At 35.2% G+C, this 21,318-nt stretch carries 17 protein-coding genes and 1 pseudogene; 8 read left to right on the forward strand and 10 right to left on the reverse strand.

Annotated elements, in window-relative coordinates:
• Positions 1 to 59: 59 nt before the first annotated feature.
• A pseudogene (locus BOQ64_RS07680) lies at positions 60 to 440 on the reverse strand (MgtC/SapB family protein); the annotation flags it as partial.
• A gap of 439 nt (positions 441 to 879) precedes the next feature.
• Here BOQ64_RS07680 and BOQ64_RS07685 point away from each other — a divergent pair.
• Positions 880 to 1,740 carry an EamA family transporter gene (locus tag BOQ64_RS07685; RefSeq protein WP_129054719.1) on the forward strand — a complete coding sequence of 287 codons (861 nt, stop codon included), beginning with the start codon at positions 880 to 882 and terminating at the stop codon, positions 1,738 to 1,740.
• Between the two features lie 113 nt (positions 1,741 to 1,853).
• Here BOQ64_RS07685 and BOQ64_RS23765 read toward each other — a convergent pair whose 3' ends face one another.
• The 4 genes from BOQ64_RS23765 to BOQ64_RS07695 are packed head-to-tail and all read right to left on the reverse strand — an operon-like array spanning position 1,854 to position 3,928.
• On the reverse strand, positions 1,854 to 2,663 hold the full coding sequence (locus BOQ64_RS23765; protein WP_262708742.1) for a sensor histidine kinase: 810 nt from the start codon (positions 2,661 to 2,663) through the stop codon (positions 1,854 to 1,856).
• A 14-nt stretch (positions 2,664 to 2,677) separates the two neighbouring features.
• Positions 2,678 to 3,034, reverse strand: coding sequence for a hypothetical protein (locus BOQ64_RS23770; protein ID WP_228448264.1), 357 nt, complete (start codon positions 3,032 to 3,034; stop codon positions 2,678 to 2,680).
• Positions 3,035 to 3,045: 11 nt separating this feature from the next.
• Positions 3,046 to 3,219 carry a hypothetical protein gene (locus tag BOQ64_RS23775; protein ID WP_228448265.1) on the reverse strand — a complete coding sequence of 58 codons (174 nt, stop codon included), beginning with the start codon at positions 3,217 to 3,219 and terminating at the stop codon, positions 3,046 to 3,048.
• Between the two features lie 10 nt (positions 3,220 to 3,229).
• A complete protein-coding gene (locus BOQ64_RS07695; protein WP_129054721.1) occupies positions 3,230 to 3,928 on the reverse strand; it encodes a response regulator transcription factor in 699 nt (232 codons plus the stop codon).
• A gap of 117 nt (positions 3,929 to 4,045) precedes the next feature.
• Here BOQ64_RS07695 and BOQ64_RS07700 point away from each other — a divergent pair, with 117 nt between their 5' ends.
• Both BOQ64_RS07700 and BOQ64_RS07705 read left to right on the forward strand, forming a co-directional pair.
• Positions 4,046 to 4,702: a YiiX/YebB-like N1pC/P60 family cysteine hydrolase gene (locus tag BOQ64_RS07700; RefSeq protein ID WP_129054723.1), complete on the forward strand. Its 657-nt coding sequence runs from the start codon at positions 4,046 to 4,048 to the stop codon at positions 4,700 to 4,702.
• Between the two features lie 342 nt (positions 4,703 to 5,044).
• Positions 5,045 to 5,356 (forward strand): NIL domain-containing protein, encoded by a 312-nt coding sequence (locus BOQ64_RS07705; protein ID WP_129054725.1) that lies wholly within the window; start codon positions 5,045 to 5,047, stop codon positions 5,354 to 5,356.
• 382 nt (positions 5,357 to 5,738) lie between these two features.
• On the opposite strand, the gene murA is transcribed toward BOQ64_RS07705, so the two are convergent.
• Both murA and BOQ64_RS07715 read right to left on the reverse strand, forming a co-directional pair.
• Positions 5,739 to 7,046 carry a UDP-N-acetylglucosamine 1-carboxyvinyltransferase gene (gene murA, locus BOQ64_RS07710; RefSeq protein ID WP_129054727.1) on the reverse strand — a complete coding sequence of 436 codons (1,308 nt, stop codon included), beginning with the start codon at positions 7,044 to 7,046 and terminating at the stop codon, positions 5,739 to 5,741.
• Entirely contained in the window at positions 7,046 to 7,720 is a 675-nt protein-coding gene (locus BOQ64_RS07715) for a DUF4290 domain-containing protein (protein WP_129054729.1), read from the reverse strand. Before BOQ64_RS07715 ends, murA begins: the two co-directional genes overlap by 1 nt.
• A 187-nt stretch (positions 7,721 to 7,907) precedes the next feature.
• On the opposite strand from BOQ64_RS07715, the gene BOQ64_RS07720 reads away from it, so the two are divergent.
• Positions 7,908 to 9,347, forward strand: a complete 1,440-nt coding sequence (locus BOQ64_RS07720; RefSeq protein WP_129054731.1) for an alpha-amylase — start codon at positions 7,908 to 7,910, stop codon at positions 9,345 to 9,347.
• 129 nt (positions 9,348 to 9,476) lie between these two features.
• Here the strand turns inward: BOQ64_RS07720 and BOQ64_RS07725 are convergent, their stop codons facing one another.
• Together BOQ64_RS07725 and BOQ64_RS07730 are read right to left on the reverse strand one after the other, a co-directional pair.
• On the reverse strand, positions 9,477 to 9,887 hold the full coding sequence (locus BOQ64_RS07725; RefSeq protein ID WP_129054733.1) for a thiol-disulfide oxidoreductase DCC family protein: 411 nt from the start codon (positions 9,885 to 9,887) through the stop codon (positions 9,477 to 9,479).
• Between the two features lie 5 nt (positions 9,888 to 9,892).
• On the reverse strand, positions 9,893 to 10,360 hold the full coding sequence (locus tag BOQ64_RS07730; RefSeq protein WP_129054735.1) for a heme-binding domain-containing protein: 468 nt from the start codon (positions 10,358 to 10,360) through the stop codon (positions 9,893 to 9,895).
• Positions 10,361 to 10,816: 456 nt separating this feature from the next.
• Between BOQ64_RS07730 and katG the strand changes: the two genes are divergently transcribed.
• The 4 genes from katG to BOQ64_RS07750 all read left to right on the forward strand — a co-directional run bounded on the left by katG (position 10,817) and on the right by BOQ64_RS07750 (position 20,385).
• Positions 10,817 to 13,093 carry a catalase/peroxidase HPI gene (gene katG / locus BOQ64_RS07735; RefSeq protein ID WP_129054737.1) on the forward strand — a complete coding sequence of 759 codons (2,277 nt, stop codon included), beginning with the start codon at positions 10,817 to 10,819 and terminating at the stop codon, positions 13,091 to 13,093.
• A 240-nt stretch (positions 13,094 to 13,333) separates the two neighbouring features.
• The gene (locus BOQ64_RS07740; RefSeq protein ID WP_129054739.1) at positions 13,334 to 13,771 is read left to right on the forward strand and encodes a T9SS type A sorting domain-containing protein; all 438 of its coding nucleotides are present in this window, start codon (positions 13,334 to 13,336) and stop codon (positions 13,769 to 13,771) included.
• A 6-nt stretch (positions 13,772 to 13,777) separates the two neighbouring features.
• Positions 13,778 to 19,945 (forward strand): RHS repeat-associated core domain-containing protein, encoded by a 6,168-nt coding sequence (locus BOQ64_RS07745; protein ID WP_129059677.1) that lies wholly within the window; start codon positions 13,778 to 13,780, stop codon positions 19,943 to 19,945.
• An 8-nt stretch (positions 19,946 to 19,953) separates the two neighbouring features.
• Complete coding sequence (locus BOQ64_RS07750) at positions 19,954 to 20,385, forward strand: hypothetical protein (protein ID WP_129054743.1); 432 nt, start codon at positions 19,954 to 19,956, stop codon at positions 20,383 to 20,385.
• 475 nt (positions 20,386 to 20,860) lie between these two features.
• On the opposite strand, the gene BOQ64_RS07755 is transcribed toward BOQ64_RS07750, so the two are convergent.
• Positions 20,861 to 21,316, reverse strand: coding sequence for a hypothetical protein (locus BOQ64_RS07755; RefSeq protein WP_129054745.1), 456 nt, complete (start codon positions 21,314 to 21,316; stop codon positions 20,861 to 20,863).
• Between the last annotated feature and the right edge of the window lie 2 nt (positions 21,317 to 21,318).

Here is a 21,318-nt window from a genome sequence, read left to right on the forward strand (position 1 = left end):
TTCTTTTTCTTGTTGATGACCAGTTTCTTACTCCGTACCTCCTTTTGGGTAGATAAAGTAGGGCGTAGGAATATATTGGTGGAAACAATAAAAAAGACGGTAATAAGTGCTTCTTTGGGATATCCGAGTGCACACAATGCTCCTATCGCTGCGGAACACCATAAAGTGGCTGCGGTATTCAAACCTCTTACGGTAAGGCCGTCTTTCATAATAACACCACCACCGAGAAATCCGATTCCACTCACGATGTAAGAGGTAATTCTTCCGGCTGCATCACCACCAATTCTGATGGCAATCAGTACAAATGCTGCGGAACCTATGCAAACTAAGGTATTGGTGCGAAGACCTGCATTTTTTTTGCGCCACTGTCTCTCGAAGCCTATACCGGCTCCTAAACAGAATGCAGTTAATAAACGAAGTGTAAATTCAAATGTATTCATAACTTTTCCTTTTTTATAAAGCTTGTGAGCTGTACGGGAAAAGTGAGTACAACTAAAGCTTTTAAGATTGATAATTACTGTAAGGATCTGCGTCCATGTGCTTTATTTTTTACAGTGCAAAAGTAGGAAGAGTGGCTTTTTTAAGCCGTTAGAAAAACTTTAGAATGCTATTAGAATTTTATTAGAAAAATAGAGATAGTCCTTTTTTAATTAAAAATGACATAATTGATAGTATCATTTGATACTATGTACGGGTTGATGAATGGTTACAGATTGGGAAATAAAGCGCTCATCTGTAACCATTTTTTAAGATAAAATTTCAATACTTTTGGCAATAATCTAGTTTTTTACTATACTATTATTAATTTTGTAGAATAAAGCTTGTTTTATTTCCCGGTTTCCAACCAAAAGTTGTCTTTATAAATTATATATTTTAGAAATGAAAAATTCAAACTTAGCGATTCCTGCCACATTGTTAGCCATTATCTGTGTACAGGGTGGAGCATCCATTGCCAAACAGCTTTTTCCGGCAATTGGAGCCATTGGAACCGTTACTTTGAGGATTGTGCTTTCCGCAATTCTGCTTACCATCATCAATAGACCCAAATTTTTAGAGTTTACCCCACAAAAGTGGAAGTATTGTGCGATGTATGGAACGGGGCTGGCGGCTATGAACCTTATATTTTATATGGCAATTCAGAGGATTCCTTTAGGGCTTGCAGTAACCGTAGAATTTGCAGGTCCGCTATTTCTTGCATTGGCGTTATCCCGAAAATTGCTGGATGTAGTTTGGGCATTATTGGCCTGTATAGGAATATTGCTTATTGTTCCGTGGAAAAGTGATCATGTAGATTTGTTAGGACTTGGATTAGCTTTTCTTGCGGGAATATTCTGGGCTCTTTATATCGTAATGGGCGGAAAAGTTTCTAAAATAATGGATGGAAGAGATGCCGTAACCACAGGGATGTTATTTGCCAGTCTGGTAATTATCCCTTTTACAATATGGGATGGTGCAGTTTTTAATATGACCCCGACTATTTTTGTAAAAGGTTTGGGAGTCGCCATTTTATCCAGTGCTTTACCGTTTTCTTTAGAAATGATGGCCCTAAAAAAGCTTCCTGCTAAAACATTCAGTATTCTGATGAGTCTGGAACCTGCATTTGCAGCACTTTCCGGATTGGTCTTTCTTGCTGAAGAACTGTCTTTTTTACAGTGGATTTCCATCAGTTGTGTTATTGCCGCGAGTATAGGAACTACCATTTTAATAAAGCAGCTGCTTCCCATAATTAAAAAGTCTTAATATAAACCGTTAAGAGGTATTTAAGTTCTTACATATTAAACAGATGTCTAATCAGTTTATCCTTGTCAAGGTTTTAAACCTTGACAAGGATAAATCAGAACTTTGCATCAAAATCAATAATTTTTGATGTCAAATATTATCGTAAAAACAGTTTCATTATTTTCAGATGTTACTTTGATCGCTGCATGGTGCAGATGGATAATTTTTTCTGTTAGGAAAAGCCCGATTCCATATCCTTTTTCCTGTTTAGAGGTTTCGCTTCTGAAAAAAGGTTCAAAAATATGAAGTAAATCTTCCTGTGAAATCGTAATTCCAGTATTGATAAAACTGATGTAAAGCTTTTCATTGGTTACTTTAACATCAATCAGGCAGGTATGAACTGGAGAATATTTACAGGCATTATCGATGAGGTTATTAAATGCAACCTGTAGCAGGTATTCGTTTCCCTGTACAACGAGTTGGTGCTCTTCTATGGCATTGTCAATATTCAGAGAAACTTTATATTCCTGATTTTCTTTTATGATTTTTGAATAAGATTCCAGAAGAATTTCATCCAGTCGTACTTCAGAAAAACTGATTTCATTAGGGTCGTAGCTGGCTTTGGCAAGATCCATTAAGCTATTGGATAATTTCGCCATATTTCGGGCATCATCCAGTGTATATTGAATGGTCTGCTGATATTCTTCTTTGGTCTGTTCCTTTCCAGAAGAGAATTCCAGTTCTGTGATAATGGCGGATAATGGGGTACGAAGTTCGTGGGAAATATTGGATACGAAATGTTTTTGAGCATCAAACGAATTTTCCAGTCTTTCCAACATTCCGTTGAAATTTTGAGCCAATTCATTCAGTTCATCTTTTTCGCCAGATGTTTTTAAACGCAACTGTAATTTTCCGGCAGTGATGTTCTTTATTTGATGAACCATTTCACCCAGAGGGCTCAGTGCTTTTTTGAAAGGAATATTCCGGCTAAATAAATAAGTATCAGAATACTGATGAAAGCAATAATACTGATGGTAAGAAGGTGGTTGATGGATTTGTATCCATATTGATCGTATCCGGCAGCGGTTACCAGGTATTCTTTCCCATTGTGTGAATACACCATTCCTATAGCCTGAAGGTCATTAATGAAAAAACTGATCTCTTTCCTTTTTAAAATATTGGAAAGCATTTTTGGATCTTCTTTCACAAAATCTACTTTTGAATCATCGTGATAAATCAGATTAAATTCCGGATCATAAATGGCTACCTGAACCTCATTAATAGTTTTTGTATTGTTTTTGTAAACACGGTGCATTTCCTTTTCGCTCAGTGTACTCTGAAAAAAAGATTGGCTTTGGCTACCGCTTCGTTTCTGAGCTGGGCATAAAATGAAACTTCCCTGGCCTCACTGGAAGAATAGTATACTGCAATACCGTAAAATATCATCAGCATAGCCGTGACGATGGTAAAGAGTAGGGTGAGGCGGGTTCTTATTTTCATACCTTATGGTTTATTGCTGGTGTTCTTCGTATCCCTTTTTTAAGATAAAACCCATTCCGGCTTTGGTATGAATCAGTTTGCTTTCAAAGTCTTTGTCAATTTTTTTACGGATATAGTTGATGTATACATCTATAAAATTAGTTCCGGTATCAAAATGCGTTTCCCATACATTTTCTGCAATTTCTGAGCGGGAGAGTACTCTTTCAGGATTTTCCAGCATGTATTTCATCAGATTGAATTCCTTTGGGGTAAGTTTAATAGGAGTTCCGTTTCTGCTTACTGATTTCAGTTTCAGGTCCATTTCGATATTTTCATATCTTAATATCGGTTCAGTAGGAGAATGCAGAGAAAATCTTTTCATTAAGACTTTCACCCTTGCAATTAGCTCACGCATTTCAAACGGTTTGGTTAAATAGTCATCTGCTCCGGAATCAAAACCTTCCAGTTTATCATCTGTAGTTCCCAATGCTGTCAGCATAATAACGGGTATGTGAGGTTTTGAATTTTTTATCTCCCTGCAGAAATCGAGGCCGTTTTTTAAAGGAACAATTATATCTGTAATGATAAGATCGAAATCCTGAGTAGTGGCCAGTTCTGTAGCTTTTTCACCATCATAGGCAAAACTTACATCCATATCCTGTTCCAGAAGACCTCTTCCAATAAGGCGTGAAAGTCTTTTATCATCTTCAACAAGTAAAATATGAGGCATAAGAGTGGATAAAGTGTTTGGGTTACTGTGAAAGTTACTCGATATTCTTCACAAATGTAATGATTTCTATTTTGTAATTTTGGAGTCAGATAAACAATCAGAATACCAGAAATTAAAATGATTTTCAATAATAAAATTAAGAAAGCAACTGTTGGCGGGCTACTGTCGCTTTTAATGCTAATCCTATTACAGTGTAATTCCTATCAGAGTTCCGTACAGCTTCAAAATGGAGATTTACTTTTTGTAATGGCAAAAGAAACAGGATTGTCCGGAGCTATTAATAATGTTACCCAAAAGCAGAAAATTGCTTCTTTTGACCATATTGGGATTCTGGAAAAAAGTGGAGGTAAAATATTTGTTTTGCATGCAGCCCCAAAAGGAGGTTCACAAAAACAGAGTCTGAAGGATTTTATGGAAGATCAGAAAAAAGACCAGCAAAATATTGTTGTCTATCGCTTGAAACCTGAATATCAAAAGTCTATTCCTGTTGCTATTGAAAAAGCACATTCTATGCTGGGAAAACCTTATAATTTCAATTATATTTTGGATGAAGGTTCTTATTACTGTTCAGACTTTATAGAAAGAGCTTTCCGGGACGATCATATTTTTAAATTGGAACCTATGACTTTTGTTGATCCCAAAACGGGAAAAATCAATGCATTCTGGGAAGAGTTCTACGCTAAGAAAAATCTTAAAGTTCCTGAAGGAGAACCTGGTTGTAACCCCAACGGATTAGCCGGATCAGAGAAATTAGAAAGGGTAGGAGACCTTTAAAAAATGAGGAAGAAAGGTGGAAGCAGAAAGCACGAAGTTACTATTTGACATATAATAGAGAATATAGCACCTAAAATAATAAGGTTTCAAGATTGATTAAAAACATGTTTTTGATTTTAATAACTTGATGACTTCCATCCTCCAGCTTCCGGCCCATATCCCTTTCCCAAATTTGAATTAAAATAATAGAGAAGCTGTAATGGCTTCTTTCTTTTTAAATGTTAAATTTTAAAAAATATTAGTCCACTAATTTGGTAGACTAATATTTTTTTATATTTTTGTGACAGATTTAAAAATGCAGAACGCAATATGATCTGAGTATTAACCCAAAAATGTTTAGCGATGATTACACCTAACCCAAGTCTGCAGGTTTTTCAAAATACACTGAACCTGCCTAAAAAAGAATTATTATTGGAAATAGAATTAAATGGCAAAATGAAATTTGAGCATTTAATGAATACCATCTATAATCAAATGGGGATCTGTCATAGAGTGTTATCAGCAAACGTAGAATATGTGAACGGCAATAGTTTTGGTTCAGTACAGTTATACATTAATGTCAATTCAGAAGACTATCAGAAACTGGAGTTTTATCTGAATAAAAATAAACTTTTGAATACAACGGTGGAATATCTCTGCCGGAAGTATTCTTAGGGGAGATTCATATAGTTTTAATTACTCAAAGTGTCCGGTTTTTATCGGGCACTTTTTATTTTTAATAATTTCTCCCGCAGATCTCACAGATTTTTTAAATATAAAGTCAATATTGATCCCAACCCCAACAACTATCCCAATTGAAGGAGTGAGGATTCTCCTCCTCCGGAGGGGTGGCAAAAATTCAAAGAATTTTTGACGAGGTGGTCATAAAAAAAACATTTATTACTTTCTTAAATGCAAAGTTCTATTTTCAAGATTTTATATTTTAAGGCAGCAAAGAGATAATCAATTAAAATTGATTGGATTAAGCTTACGTAAAATCGGAGCAATAAAAAAGCGCTCAGATTTCTCTGAACGCTCTATGGTAATAAAAATAAGTTTAGATTCTTTCGATATCAGCACCAATGGCTTTCAATCTTCCGTCAATGTTCTCGTATCCTCTGTCGATTTGCTCGATATTGTGGATAATAGATTTTCCTTCTGCAGAAAGAGCTGCAATAAGAAGGGCATTTCCGGCTCTGATATCCGGGGAAACCATTGTAGTTCCTCTTAACGGAGCTTCATGGTTTAATCCAATTACTGTAGCTCTGTGAGGATCACATAAGATGATCTGAGCTCCCATGTCAATTAATTTATCCACGAAGAATAATCTTGATTCAAACATTTTCTGGTGAACAAGAATACTTCCTTTAGCCTGAGTAGCTACTACAAGGATGATGGATAATAAATCCGGGGTAAAGCCAGGCCATGGAGCATCAGAAATAGTAAGGATAGATCCGTCAATAAATTTCTGAATTTTATAATGTTCCTGAGCAGGGATGTAAATATCATCACCGCTTTGCTCAAGCTGAATTCCCAGTTTTCTGAAGGTATTAGGAATTACTCCCAATTGATTCCAGTTTACATTTTTGATGGTGATTTCAGATTTTGTCATGGCAGCAAGTCCAATCCATGATCCGATTTCTACCATATCCGGAAGCATTGTATGCTCTGTTCCATGAAGATATTCCACCCCTTCAATAGTAAGAAGGTTAGATCCGATTCCTGAAATATTAGCTCCCATTCTGTTCAGCATTTTGCATAATTGCTGAAGGTAAGGTTCGCAGGCAGCGTTGTAAATTCTTGTTTTTCCTTTTGCTAAAACAGCAGCCATTACAATATTAGCGGTTCCGGTTACAGAAGCTTCTTCCAATAGGATGAACTTTCCAGTTAGCTCTTTTGCTTTTAAAGAATAGAAATATTCCTCTTCATCATAATGGAATTCGGCACCAAGTTCAACCAATCCCTGGAAGTGGGTATCCAGTCTTCTTCTTCCGATCTTGTCACCACCCGGAGTTGGCATATAAGCTTCACCATAACGAGCCAGCATAGGACCCATCAACATGATTGATCCACGAAGCTTAGCTCCGTCTTTTTTGAACTCGCTTGATTTTATATAGTCAAAATTAACTTTATCAGCCTTGAAGGTATAATCTCCATGGCCGTTTTTAATAACTTTTACTCCGAAATCCCCAAGAATTTCAATCAGTCTGTTTACGTCATGGATGTCCGGAATATTTTTAATTCTTACTTCCTCGTCTGTTAACAGAACTGCACACAAAATTTGTAGAGCCTCATTTTTAGCTCCTTGTGGAGTTATTTCACCCTGCAGTCTTTTTCCTCCTCTTATTTGAAATGTTCCACTCATTATTTTCTGTTTTTATGATTGTTATTATGCCTTCTTTTATTGGGTTGGTTCTTATTATTGCTGTTGTTATTACCGCTATTTCGGTTGTTGTTATTATTGTTGTTGTTTCGGTTGTTATTATTTGTATAATAGATCTTACTTTTTTCAAGAGAGTCAATTCCTGTAAGATCCAACCTGTTTTCAGACAATTCTTTCAGATGTCTGAAGATAACATCATCCGTTACGTGTTCTTTATTGTAAACATTATAAGACTTCTTCATATTGTTGGCAATCACTTCAATAAGGGCTTCTTTTTCGTCGCCCGTTTCCAGTTCAATTGCTTTTTCTATTAATTGAAGGATACTTTTTCCGTAAAATTTAAAGTCTCCCTGAAGTTTTGGGTACTCCATTCTTTTAGGTTTTTCTGCCAATTGTTCCATGGTAGGGAACGGATAAGGAGAATCTACATCCAAATCATGATTGGCAAGAATAAAAAGATGGTCCCAAAGTTTATGTTTATAATTTTCTTCGTCGCGAAGTTGTGGGTTTCTCTGACCCATAAAATCGATGATTGCCATAGCCATTTCATTCCTTTCCTCTTTGGTAGGAAGTTCTTTGCAGCGCTCAACCAACTGTTGTATAATTCTGCCGTATTCCGGCATATGAAGCTGAGTTTTTTGGGTATTGTATTCCATAGTATGCAAATATATGGATTAAAAGAAAAATTGTTTGGAGAAACTTGAAAATTTATGATTTTTTAATGAAAATTTCAGATGCAATTCTGATTGAATTATTATTTAAATTTAAAATATTTCTCCTTATTTTGAATTTGTTTTTAATAAAAATGTAAATTAGTTAATATTTTGATAATTAAATATTCCAATGAAAAAAACACATTTTATTCTTTCTCTACTGGCTTTAGCGCTTGTTAGTTCATGCCAGAATAACGATGAATTGAGTACGGAATCCGTGAAGAAGGAAGAGGTACATGATAAAATAGTAAATGTTACCCAGCATGACGGGAGACCATTCAGTACAGGAAGAGATTCCGGATCAATGAATGGGAAATTTGTAGCCGGCCCGGGTGGAAGTGTTCTGATGCAGGGATTTTACTGGGATGTTCCCGATGGAGGAAATTGGTGGAATACCGTTAAAGATAAATTAACAGCATGGTCTGATGCAGGAATTGGAGCGGTATGGCTTCCACCAGCTTCAAAAGCTCAAAACGGAGCTTATTCCATGGGATATGATCCTACTGATTATTATGATTTCGGAAATTTCAATCAGAATGGAAGTACAGAAACCCGATTCGGATCAAGAACAGAACTGGAAGCTTTGATTACAAAAGCCCATGCAGAAAATATGCAGGTATATGCTGATATTGTGATTAATCATAACAGTGGTGGGCAGTCTGAAGCCAATCCGTTTACGGGAACCAATACCTGGACTAATTTTTCCGGAGTAGCTTCAGGAAAATTTCAGAGAAATTATAATGACTTTTATAAAAATTCCTACGGAAATAATGATGAAGGTGCTTTTGGCGGGTTTCCGGACTTGTGCCATGCAAACCCTCATGTACAGGACTGGCTGTGGGGAAGGGATGATTCAGTCGCAAAATATTATAAAAATGTAATGAAATTTGATGGCTGGAGATTCGATTATGTGAAAGGGTTCGGGCCGTGGGTAGTCAATACCTGGAATTCTAAAGTAGGTGGTTTTTCTGTAGGTGAATTGTGGGATTCCAATGTCAATACCTTAGAATGGTGGGCTAATAATGCCAACAGTTCCGTATTTGATTTCGCTGCCTATTATAAAATGGATGAAGCTTTTGATAACGGAAACCTGAATGTACTGAATGATGATATGATGTGGAAAAGAAATCCATACAAAGCTGTAACTTTTGTTGCCAACCATGATACAGATGTTATCTACAATAAAATGCCGGCCTATGCTTACATTCTAACTCATGAAGGGTATCCTACTATATTTTATAGAGACTATGAAGAATGGTTAAACAAGGAAAGACTGAACAATCTGATCTGGATTCATAACAATAAAGCTACAGGAACCACTTCTATTTTATATACGGATAACGATGAATACATTGCAAGACGTAATGGATATAACGGAAATCCCGGGCTTGTAGTTTATATCAATACATCATCAAATTGGCAGGAAAGATGGATTGATACCAATTGGAGTAATCAGCAGATTAAAGATTTTACCGGACATTCAAGCTGGTATCCGACAACTCAGGGGGATAAAAGGGTGAAAATTCAGTGCCCGCCGAATAGTTATTCTGTGTGGTCGCTTAATTTATGAGTAATGAGTAGCGGATTTTGAACTCAAAAAAAATAATGAATAATATAATCTCTCGCAGATTTTGCTGATAACGCAGATCTTTTATCTACAGCATAAACATCTGTGTAGATCTGTGAAATCTGTGGGAAATTAAACCTGAATGAATTTTTTCTTCTGATGCTGATCCGGAAGAAAACATTTTTGATTAGCCAGTTTCATTCTGTTTCTTGCAATCATATCATATGCTTTGTCACTCAGAAAACCGGGTATAATTTTACCTACAGCTGAAAGTTTATAGATTCCACCTAAAATATTGGCAATTTGAAGAACAGCTCTTGATTTTATGAAGTAATACTGTTTCGGTTTCCAAAGGTATAAAGTATTAAAAACTTTAGTTTCCAAGCCTCTTTCCGATAAAAACTGCTGCCCGAATTCAGATTGAAGTGAGGCAAACATAAATTGGTCTTTTGTATCCCTTTCCAGAATCCATTGAACCCAGAAATTGCAGACACCACAATCTCCGTCAAAAAATACAATATGTTTGTTTTCCCAGTTTTCCACGATTTCTATTTATTAAACATGATCCTTCTTTCTGTATCCTCTTTGGCCTGTTTGAAATACTTAACAAGATCTTTACGTTGCTCGTCAGTCAGTTTGGCATCCTGATGTCCAAGATAATATGATTCAAGTGGCATTTCTTTTTTTTCAACCATTTCTATACATTCTTCCAGTTTACGAAGCTGCCTTTGAGGTTCATATACTGCAAAGGTAGAGAAATTAAGATGTTTTCTGCCTTCATTAATATGATTTTTTACATACCATGATGCAGGTGAAATATCTGCATACCAGGGATATTTGGTCTCATTGGAATGGCAGTCATAGCATGATGTCCTGATGATCTTGGCTACTTTTTCAGGAGTGTTTTTTATTTTCAGAAAATCCATCCCTGGTGTAGGACGCGGGTTGGTCTTATCAATAGGGAAAAACTGAATGATAACAAAAGCTACAAGAATGATAATAAGTATTTTTTTCATGGGAAAAGAGATTCATGTTTGTGAATTATAAAGGTAGTTAATTTTTTTTATGCAATGGTCGGAAGCTGGGAGATGGAAGCTGGAAGTATTGGAAGACATAGTAGAAATATTTTCTTTTTTCTATTCGTCTAAGTTTAAATAAGTTTCCTAAAGCTATTTCCTGTCCATCATAACTTCCCGTCTCCAACTTCCTTCTTCCAACCCATATTCCTTACATTGAGTTATTCTAAATAGAGGGGAGGGTGCCAAATGGATTTAAAAAATGACTAACTTAATACCACAATTGTGTCTCTAGTTTTGATGCTGTCGGAAATGTTTCTTTATAGTTTTTAACTATCATTGAAATAATTATTAATAGATTGTATTTATTGAACGAACGTTGTAAGTTTGTCATGTCCTTACAACATAGGAATTACTTAAACTGTATTAATCAATATAAAAAATAAATAAACGACAATGGAAAAAGATTTGAATGACATCAGTAAATGCCCGTTTCATAACGGAACAATGAAGAAGAGTGTAGCAGGCGAAGGTACTCAGAATAAAGATTGGTGGCCGGATCAGTTAAGAGTAGATCTTCTGCGCCAGCATTCATCACTGTCTGATCCAATGGATAAAGACTTTGATTACGCAGAAGCATTTAAAGGCCTTGATCTTGAGGCGGTAAAAAAAGATCTTCATGCTTTAATGACAGATTCACAGGACTGGTGGCCGGCAGATTTTGGCCATTATGGACCATTATTTATCCGTATGGCATGGCACAGTGCCGGAACATACCGTGTAGGAGACGGTAGAGGTGGAGCAGGAGCGGGGCAACAGCGTTTTGCACCACTGAACAGCTGGCCGGATAACGTAAGCCTTGATAAAGCAAGAAGACTGTTGTGGCCTATTAAACAAAAATACGGTAGAAATATATCCTGGGCAGACCTTTTAATTCTTACAGGAAATATTGCCCTTGAATCTATGGGATTCAAAACTTTTGGATTTGCAGGTGGACGTGCAGATGTGTGGGAACCGGATGCCGATGTATATTGGGGATCAGAAAAAACATGGTTAGGCGGAGATCTACGTTATGCTCATGGTTCTGAAGGAGTAGTGGAAGGTCATTCTGCCGTTCTTCCTACTGATGAAAAAGCAGATGGAGATATTCATTCAAGAAACCTTGAAAATCCATTGGCAGCAGTGCAGATGGGATTAATTTATGTAAACCCTGAAGGACCGGACGGAAATCCTGATCCGATTGCAGCGGCTAAAGATATCAGAGATACTTTCGGACGTATGGCGATGAATGATGAGGAAACCGTTGCTTTAATTGCAGGTGGACATACTTTTGGAAAAACCCATGGTGCAGGACCTGCCGATCATGTTGGTAAAGAACCGGAAGCAGCCGGAATTGAACTACAGGGTCTGGGATGGGCGAGCAGCTATAAATCCGGAAGCGGAAGAGATGCCATTTCCAGTGGACTGGAAGTAACCTGGACAGAAACTCCAACACAATGGAGCAATTATTTCTTTAAGAACTTATTTGAAAATGAATGGGAACTAACGAAAAGCCCTGCCGGAGCTCACCAATGGGTAGCAAAGGAGGGCGCTGAAATTATTCCTGACGCATTTGATTCTAATAAAAAGCATAGACCAACAATGCTGACAACAGATCTTTCTTTAAGATTAGATCCTGTTTACGAAAAAATTTCAAGACATTTTTATGAAAATCCGGACGCGTTTGCAGATGCTTTTGCAAGAGCGTGGTTTAAACTTACGCACAGAGATATGGGACCTCGCGCCCGTTATTTAGGACCGGATGTGCCTCAGGAAGAACTAATCTGGCAGGATCCTATTCCTGAAGTAAACCATGAATTGGTAAATGATTCTGATGCTGAAACTCTTAAAGCTAAAGTTCTGAACTCGGGATTAAGTATTTCCGAACTGGTTTCAACAGCGTGGGCTTCTGCATCTACTTTCAGAGGAAGTGATAAGAGAGGTGGAGCGAATGGTTCAAGAGTAAGATTAGAACCACAAAGGAACTGGGCAGTAAATAATCCGGCACAATTACAAAAAGTGTTGGGAGTATTGGAAGGTATTCAAAATGAATTCAACTCTCAAAACGATGGTAAGAAAATATCTTTAGCGGATTTAATTGTTTTAGCAGGAAATGCAGCAGTAGAAGCAGCCGCAAAAAATGCAGGACATGAAGTGAAAGTTTCTTTTGCACCAGGAAGAATGGATGCTTCTCAGGAGCAAACAGATGTAGAATCTATGGGATATTTAGAGCCTGCAGCAGATGGATTCCGTAATTATCTGAAAACAAAATTCACGGTTTCTACAGAATCTTTATTAATTGATAAAGCTCAGTTGTTAACGCTTACTGCACCAGAATTAACAGTATTGGTAGGAGGTATGCGTGCTTTGGATACTAATTTTGACGGTTCAAAACATGGTGTATTCACCAGCCGTCCTGGAGCTCTTACCAATGATTTCTTTGTGAATCTTTTGGATATGGGAACCCAATGGAAAGCAATGTCAGACGATAAAGAAGTGTATATGGGAACAGACCGTAAAACAGGCCAGCCAAAATGGACGGCTACCCGTGCAGATCTTGTATTCGGATCCAATTCTGAGTTGAGAGCAATTGCTGAAGTTTACGGAAGTGCAGATGCACAGGGTAAATTTATCAATGATTTTGTTAAGGCCTGGACGAAGGTGATGAATCTGGATAGATTTGATCTGGTTTAATTTTTTTAATCTTATATAATAAAGAGGCTGTTTCAGAAATGTGACAGCCTTTTTTTATCAGCTCAAAGTCAGGAGACTTTGCTTTCTGAGCTTTGGATCCTTTTATACATTTATTATATTGAATTCCCTTGTTGTGATGAATTGTTAGTAAAATTGGATTTTGTATTAAATATTATCAATAAAATATTGTTTTGTTTATAATATTTGTTAATTTTGAAATCAACCATAATACTAATAATCATGAAAAAAGCTAAATTTTTGATCAGTTTTGCTGTTCTGGCATTTCAGTTTTTCCATTCTCAAACTTTAACGTTCAAATATGATTCAGGCGGGAACCAGGTCGTCAGAAAATATTGTAATGGATGTACTCCTTTGATAAAATCCGCTGTAGCGAGAAGTAATCCTATTGCAGAAGTTTCTCAAAAACCATCAGAAGTTAAAATATACCCCAATCCCACTAAGGATAAGGTGACGCTTGTTTGGTCTGAAGAGACAGATCTGTTAATTCAAAAAATGGAATATGTTGCTTATAATTTTACACAAATCAGACCTTTGGAATTTAAAAGGGGTCAGATGAAGGCGATTATTGATTTGTCCAATGAGCCTATAGGTATGTATGTTGTCGTATTTCATCTGACGAACGGAGAAAAGTTAACTTATAAAATATTAAAACACTAATACAGTATGAAAAAAAGATTTAGTTTCTTAATATTTTTATTCCTTACCTTGATTCTAAAATCACAAGGTGTTGGAAAAACTGATGGTAACTTTTCAGTTTCGTTGGCTGGGGGAGCAAGCTATTCTGTCCCTATTAAAAATTTACCGGGTATAAAGGATATGGTGCCAAGCATCTCCCTGGATTATTCAAATCAGTCGGGCAACGGGGTTGCAGGCTGGGGTTGGAATATTCAAGGTGTATCTTCTATTACAAGGGTATCCTCAACAAAATTCCACGATGGAGAGATTGATCCTGTTGATTATGATAGCAGTGATAGATTTGTTTTGGATGGTCAGAGACTTATTTTAAAAACAGGAACCTATGGAGGGGATAATGCTGAATATCAAACAGAAAATTATTCAAATTTAAAAATTATTTCCAAAGGAGCTACTCCTGATGGACCTTCCTATTTTATTGTTTATTATCCGAATGGAAATGTTGCTCTTTATGGAAATGATGCGAATTCCAAAAATTCATTCGAATGGAAGATTAGCCAAATTGATGATGTTAAGTATAACAGAATTGAATATGCTTATACTAAGGAAGGAGCAAATACCATTTATTTATCAACGGTTAAATATGGAGGAAATCCGTCTGTAGGGCAATATACCCCGGTTAACGAGATCAATTTTTATTATCAGAACAGCTCCCGCAATGAGCAGAATTATGTATATGATTCAAAATTTGTGTACCTGACTAAAAAACTGGAAAGAATTGAGGTTAAGGGGAACGGTCTGTTGTATAGAAAATATGGGTTGACTTATGATGTAACCTCTTTAAATTACGAAAGATTAACACAGATTAAAGAATTTAATTCAGCAGGGGAATCTGTTGCTCCTATTATTTTTGAATATGATACAACAGTTAATGGGCTTACTAATAACTCCAGAACACTAACAAGTGTATCTCCTGCTTTTGACAATTCAAGCTGGAACTATGTTTCTGGTTATTTTGATAAAGATGGTGCCATTGATTTTATGACCTATCCAAGTTCTAAAGATAAATTGTATCGATTTAATTCAAGTACTTTATTAAATTCTTCGTCAAACATTTCGGGTAGTTTAATAAATGTTGAAAAATTCACAGATGTTTTCTCAACAAAACTTGTTTTGGCTAACAATAAATTCTACGGTCTGGATGCATTGTCAACTGTTACCAACAATGGATCTATGATGTCTTCTGAAGAAATTGTTAAAGTAAATAACTATATTTCCAATACAACATATAATTCTTTAGATTTAGCATTTTCCAATTCTTATACTTTTCCAACTGCGGAAAATTATCAATGCTTCATGGATAATCCTATCTATGCACGAATTCCGAAAAAATATATTTCAGGAGATTTTGATGGGGATGGGGTATCTGATATCATAGCCATATCTTTTCCTTATTATAGTTCTTATCCAACGAGTGATTGTGGTAATGGACCGGTTCTTGATCCCGGAGATGGAAGCAATCCGTGCTGTGTAAAGGATAATTATAATAATATTTCTAATTTTTATTTCCTTAAATCTGATGCTAACACTACAGGCATTCAGGATCCATTATTTATTGGATCAAATAATATAATTACTTCTTCATCTAGGCTGTATGTAGCTGATTTCAATGGGGATGGGAAATCTGACCTGTATGTAATGAACAATCTGAAAATTTCTGTTTTCAGTTTTGAAAACAATAGTTTTACTTTGCTGCATGAAACCAGTAATGCTTTCTATACACTAAGCAAGCCAGTATATTTAACCGACTTCAATGGTGATGGTAAAACCGACTTAATTACTCCTGATACTAACGCAAGCTCAAATTGGATTATTTTGACTTCCAACGGGAAAAGTTTTCAACCTGGATATATTAATACAGGTATTACCTACTATGCTCCTCAGGTTATCAACACATGTTATCCAAATGGATCCGGAGGTCAGTTATGTGGGTATATGCTTCAGGTATTTTATTATATATTTTCAGATATCAATGGTGATGGTAAGGCAGATGCTATTGTACATGATGTGCTTACTCCTTATAATAATCCGCAGGGAGGACAATGGAATTATCCTTACAATCAGTATGGAGATAATTTTACTGTGAGAGATAAAGGAAGTATCAGATATAATATGGGTAATGATGCAAACGGATTTCCTTCATTCTCAGCTTATATTGATAATTGGCAAAATAATTTTACAAATGGAGGAGCTACCAATAAAGGGACTCCGATCTTTTTAAATAATCCAACTGCTACCAACCAGAATTTAGATTATGCATTCTTTGGAGGAGATAAAATTAAATATGTGTCTTTCAAAAAAGATAACAGGGTAGATGTTGCTTTAAAAAGGATAAAAGAAAATGATATCCTAACGACAATCAACTACAGTCCGTTGTTGGATAATGGAAATGGAGTATATGTAGAAGATCAGGAAGAACTTTATCCATATGCAAACATCAATAACTCCCTTTCTACCCAGTTAGTAGCACAGGTTACGAAAAGTTTCAACGGGGAAAGTAAAATTCAGGATTATAAGTATAAGGGAGCCGTTGTAAATTTTGAAGGAATCGGCTTTTTAGGATTTAAAGGTGTTGCTACTTCATCGGTGTATGGAGGAACAATAACTCAAAAATTGTGGACTGTGTCAAAACAAAGTCCTCAAAAACGTGGAGCTAATATTGAATCCTATCTTATTAATGGAAGTCCTAGTTTCGATTCTCCCACAAGTTTTGTAACAAAAACACGGAAGACATTCTCTTCAACATTGCTATCTAATAAAGTGTTTGTCAATTTACCAACAGAGGTTCAGCAGATTGATAACCTTACAGGAGTTACAAAATACACATATTTTGATGTCTATGATGTTTATAATAACGCTACAAAGACCAGAGATGTAGCTCCAGGTGGTGAAAAAACAACACTTTTTGAATTTGATAACAACCCTTCAGGAATCTCAAACCAATATTTTATTGGAAGACAAACTAAAAAAACTGAGACACAGACGTTAGGTTCCGAAACATTTTCAACTGAGCAATCGTTTTCTTATGCTAATAATCTGGTTTCTCAATTCAAGAAAAAAGGAAATGCTACAGATTTTATAACAGAAGATTATCAATATGATAATTATGGAAATTTAATTCAGAAAACAATGTCTGCACCTAATATGACTGCGAGGGTTGAAAAGATGAAGTATGATACCTCTGGACGATTTATCGTAAAGTCTACCAATATTTTAGGTTTTGAAGACCAATTCAACTATAATTCTGCTTTCGGACCTTTATTATCAAAAACCAATCATCTTAATCAGACAGTGTCTTATGAGTATGATGGCTGGCAAAAGAAAATAAAAGAAAGGGATATTTATAATAACGAAACCAGCTTTACTTATGACTGGATTACATCCGGGGATTTTACTAATGGAATAAAAATTAAAGTTACTGAACCTACTGGTGCAATTAGTGAAACTTATAATGATGTATGGGGAAGAAAACGAGTGGAAAGAAAGCTGAGCTTAAATAATAAGTGGATTGATATACGGACAGATTATAATCTTTTTGATAAACCTTATAGAGTAAGTAATCCTTATTTTTCTACAGTAACACCATCTCAATGGATTGTGAGTGAATTTGATGAATATAATAGAATCAAAAAAATGACTTTTCCTACAGGAAAGATAATAACCACAAGCTATAATGGCTTAAATGTTACCGTAGTTGAAGGAACAAAAACACAGACCACAACTAGCGATGCCTGGGGAAATAAAATCAAATCCAGTGATAACGGCGGAACTGTTAATTATTTATATTTTGCTAATGGTGGATTGAAAAATTCAGATTATGGCGGATATGTTATCAATTTTGAACAGGATGGATGGGGAAGAAAAACAAAAATGTATGATCCAGCTGTAGGAGGGTATTATACTTATGAATATGATATTTTAGGACAAATTTTAAAAGAAGAAAATCCTAAAGGAAAAACACTTTTCACTTATGATCAGTTTGGAAGGGTTATTCATAAGAAAATTGAAGGTGATGCTACAGATATAGAAACAGATTATAAGTACAATTCGGTAGGGCTTCTAGAATCCGAGATGGGAAGTTCAAATGGTGTTCCAAACACATTCAAATACCAGTATGATAATTACTACAGGTTTGCAGAAAAAGAAGAAGACAATGGTTTGGCAACATTTAAGAAAAATTATTCGTACGATAATTTTGGAAGAATAAGCGAAGAATTTACCCAGACATTGGTTAATTCTGTATCCAGCGAATTTAAGCATAAGAATTTTTATGCATCTTGTGGAGTTTTATATAAAATTACAGACGATGGAGATAAATTGATATGGCAGCTTAACCAGACAAATGAAAAAGAAGATATTTTAAATGCTCAGTTGGGTAATGGAACAGAAATAAATAATGAATATGATGGTAATTTTTATCTTCATTCTATAAAACACTATAATAGTATAAGTGCAAATATTATTGAGAATATTTATAATTTTTCTGCTATGACCGGTACATTACAAAACAGAAACAGTACTGTGATTCAGGGAGGATGGTTAGAAAATTTCGATTATGATAATCAGCAAAGACTTGTGGGCTGGACTTATCCGAACGGATCACAATCACAGACTTATGATGCCTACGGAAGAATAGACAACAATAGTAATGTGGGTGACTACAAATACAATGGCGTTAACAGATATAGAAAAGAAACCATTAATCTGAATTCTGCTGGTGATGCCTATTACAGTGCAAATCCCCTGCAGGAAGTAGAATATAACTCGTACAGAATGCCGACTGTCATAAAACAGGAAGGATACGAAATGGTTCACTTTAATTATAATATCCATCAAAGGAGGTCGGCTGCAGACAAAGACTTTTATCCTGATTTTTTTGTATATGGAAAAGGAAAAATCTATTCTGACGACAGCTCTGTTGAGATCATTAATTATAATTATTTAGGAAAACCAAATGTTAATGCATTGGGGACCCGGATCATCACTTATATTGCTAATGATCCTTACACTGCTCCGGCTGTTTATATTAAAGATTTTAATATTAATATGGATGTATTGAATGAAGGAATACATTACCTTCATAGAGATTACCAGTCGACTATTTTAGCAATTTCGGATAAGAAGGGTAATGTTGAAGAACGGAGACATTTTGACCCGTGGGGAAACCTTGTTTATTTAGAAAAGAACGGAGAGATAATTAAATTAGGCAAGCAAGCTCCTGATTTAATGATTGAGCGTGGTTATACAGGACATGAACATTTCTTTCAGGTTGGGCTGATACATATGAACGGAAGAATGTACGATCCGAAACTGCATACCTTCCTTTCTGTAGACAACTATATTCAGGATCCTTTTAATACCCAGAATTATAATCGATATGGATATGTACTGAATAATCCGTTATCATATACAGATCCAAGTGGAGAACTGTTTTCATTTATTACTGCTATTTTTGATACATTTAAAAATATTTTCACTCATGGCGTTAATTTTGATGATTATGATTACAGTAGAACTTCAAAAGCCTGGAAAATTGATATGGGCTTATTTAAAGGTAATTTCGGACAGATACTGAGCCGATTTACATGGGAGTCTGATCAGTCAATGTTGGGCTACCTTTCCTCAGGATTTTATAATCTCTTCGGAGGAGTAAAAAGTGTTACTTATTATGATGGTGCAACAGCAGTAGAATCTTATAAGCCAAACTGGGGCGGGTTTACACTTGGGAATTTTGTTATTGGTGACAGAGGTTTACAGGCAGATCCTAACAACAGTTTATTCCAGCATGAATACGGACATTATTTACAAAGCCAGAAATTTGGTCTGTTCTATATGCAAAAGTTTGCAATACCAAGTTTTTTTGATACATTAAGCAAAAACTCGCATACTTTACACTATGCAGAACAGGATGCTAATTCAAGAGCTTTCACTTATTTTAATAAGCATGTTGAAAATTATAAAGGCTGGGATAGAAGAAACGTAATCGTAGGATATGATTGGTCTAAATCTTTTAATGATATTTCAAATCAAATGGCCCTGTCCAATAATCTTACTCATCTGAAGTGGTATGACGCTGTATTATTTGCAACTTCAGGGTATGCGATTTCAGGAGTTTCTAATTATTTTATTAATAAATGATAAGCTTTATGAAAAATGTTATTCTTCTGTTAAGTACAATGATGATGTTTGTTTCTTGTGTATATAGCAACACTGAAAACAGCCATCAGGTAATAACGTTTGTAAACAAGACCAATAAAACGTTGTATGTAGTAAGTTCCTATGAATATCCTGATACAGATGTGTATAAACAAATTCCCGACCCTAAGCTGGGAGGATATAATAAGGTTGAAGCAGATCAGACCACACAAACTGTATTATCATCTAAAACTTCGTATGAAAATGTGTATCATTCTTTAATACCATCCGGTGTTATGATGGTCTATGTTTTTGATGGACTTACTTTAGATACGAAGGGATGGGATTATATTAAAGCAAATAATCTCGTTTTAAAACGATATGATCTTACATTACAGGATTTGAAAAATAAGAACTGGGTAATAACCTATGATGGAAATTAACATTTAATATTTTAGTAAAATAACATTAACAAAGCACTTACAGAAATGTAGGTGCTTTGTTTATTAATTAAATTCGTTTACTATTCTATACATTTTGTTGTCTAAAAAGACACACAATTGGATTGGGAATTTTTAAATTTTGAGTGGTAAGAAATAATAATTTTTTATTGATATCTTTTTAACTTAATAATTTAATCTACTAATATTGGAATTACATTTCTTGCCATAGCAATGAAGCCCTGATCTTCAGGTTTTATTGAAATAAACTCTACTTTCTAAATATATTCAATCTTATAAAACTAAGTATATAAGATGAATGTTGGATGAAATTTAGATAAAAAGGAAGTTCTTGATACAATAAAAACCACTGTGATTACAGTGGTTTTTATGTCAAAATAAGTGATAGGGATGCGCTGGCGATTTTTTACCTGCTCAAAGTCGAGAGACTTTGAGCAGCAGGTGGCTATTATAATCACTATTTAATTTTATCATATAAATCCCCTTGTCCACTAATATTAAAATAATAGTCATTGGCAGCTGCATTATCAGGCTGACAAATAAAATAGTTAAAATTATTCTCTACTTGGAATTCTTTTGCCCAGTTTTGCAGATAATCAACACTCATTTTAATATTAGGTAGGTTTAAATCTCTTAAATCAAAAAAGAATAAAATTTCAACTTCTTCATGATCCCTTCCCATATTTATAAATACTCTAGGAATAATAATATTTCTTATATGTAAAAAGTCTGTATTGATGACTAAATCAAAATAGAGACTAGATTTAATGATGGCTATAATTTCATCAAAATCTTTTATGGTATTGATTTCAGGATCATTAAAACGTATTTCTTTAGCATCTGTAAGAATTTCTTTTAAAAAATTAAAATTCAATACAGGAAAAGCGCCTGTAAATATTATTTCTGTTAACATAT

Origin of the sequence: Chryseobacterium sp. CH25 (assembly GCF_004119455.1) — a bacterium.
In the GTDB taxonomy this organism is placed as follows: Bacteria; Bacteroidota; Bacteroidia; order Flavobacteriales; family Weeksellaceae; genus Chryseobacterium.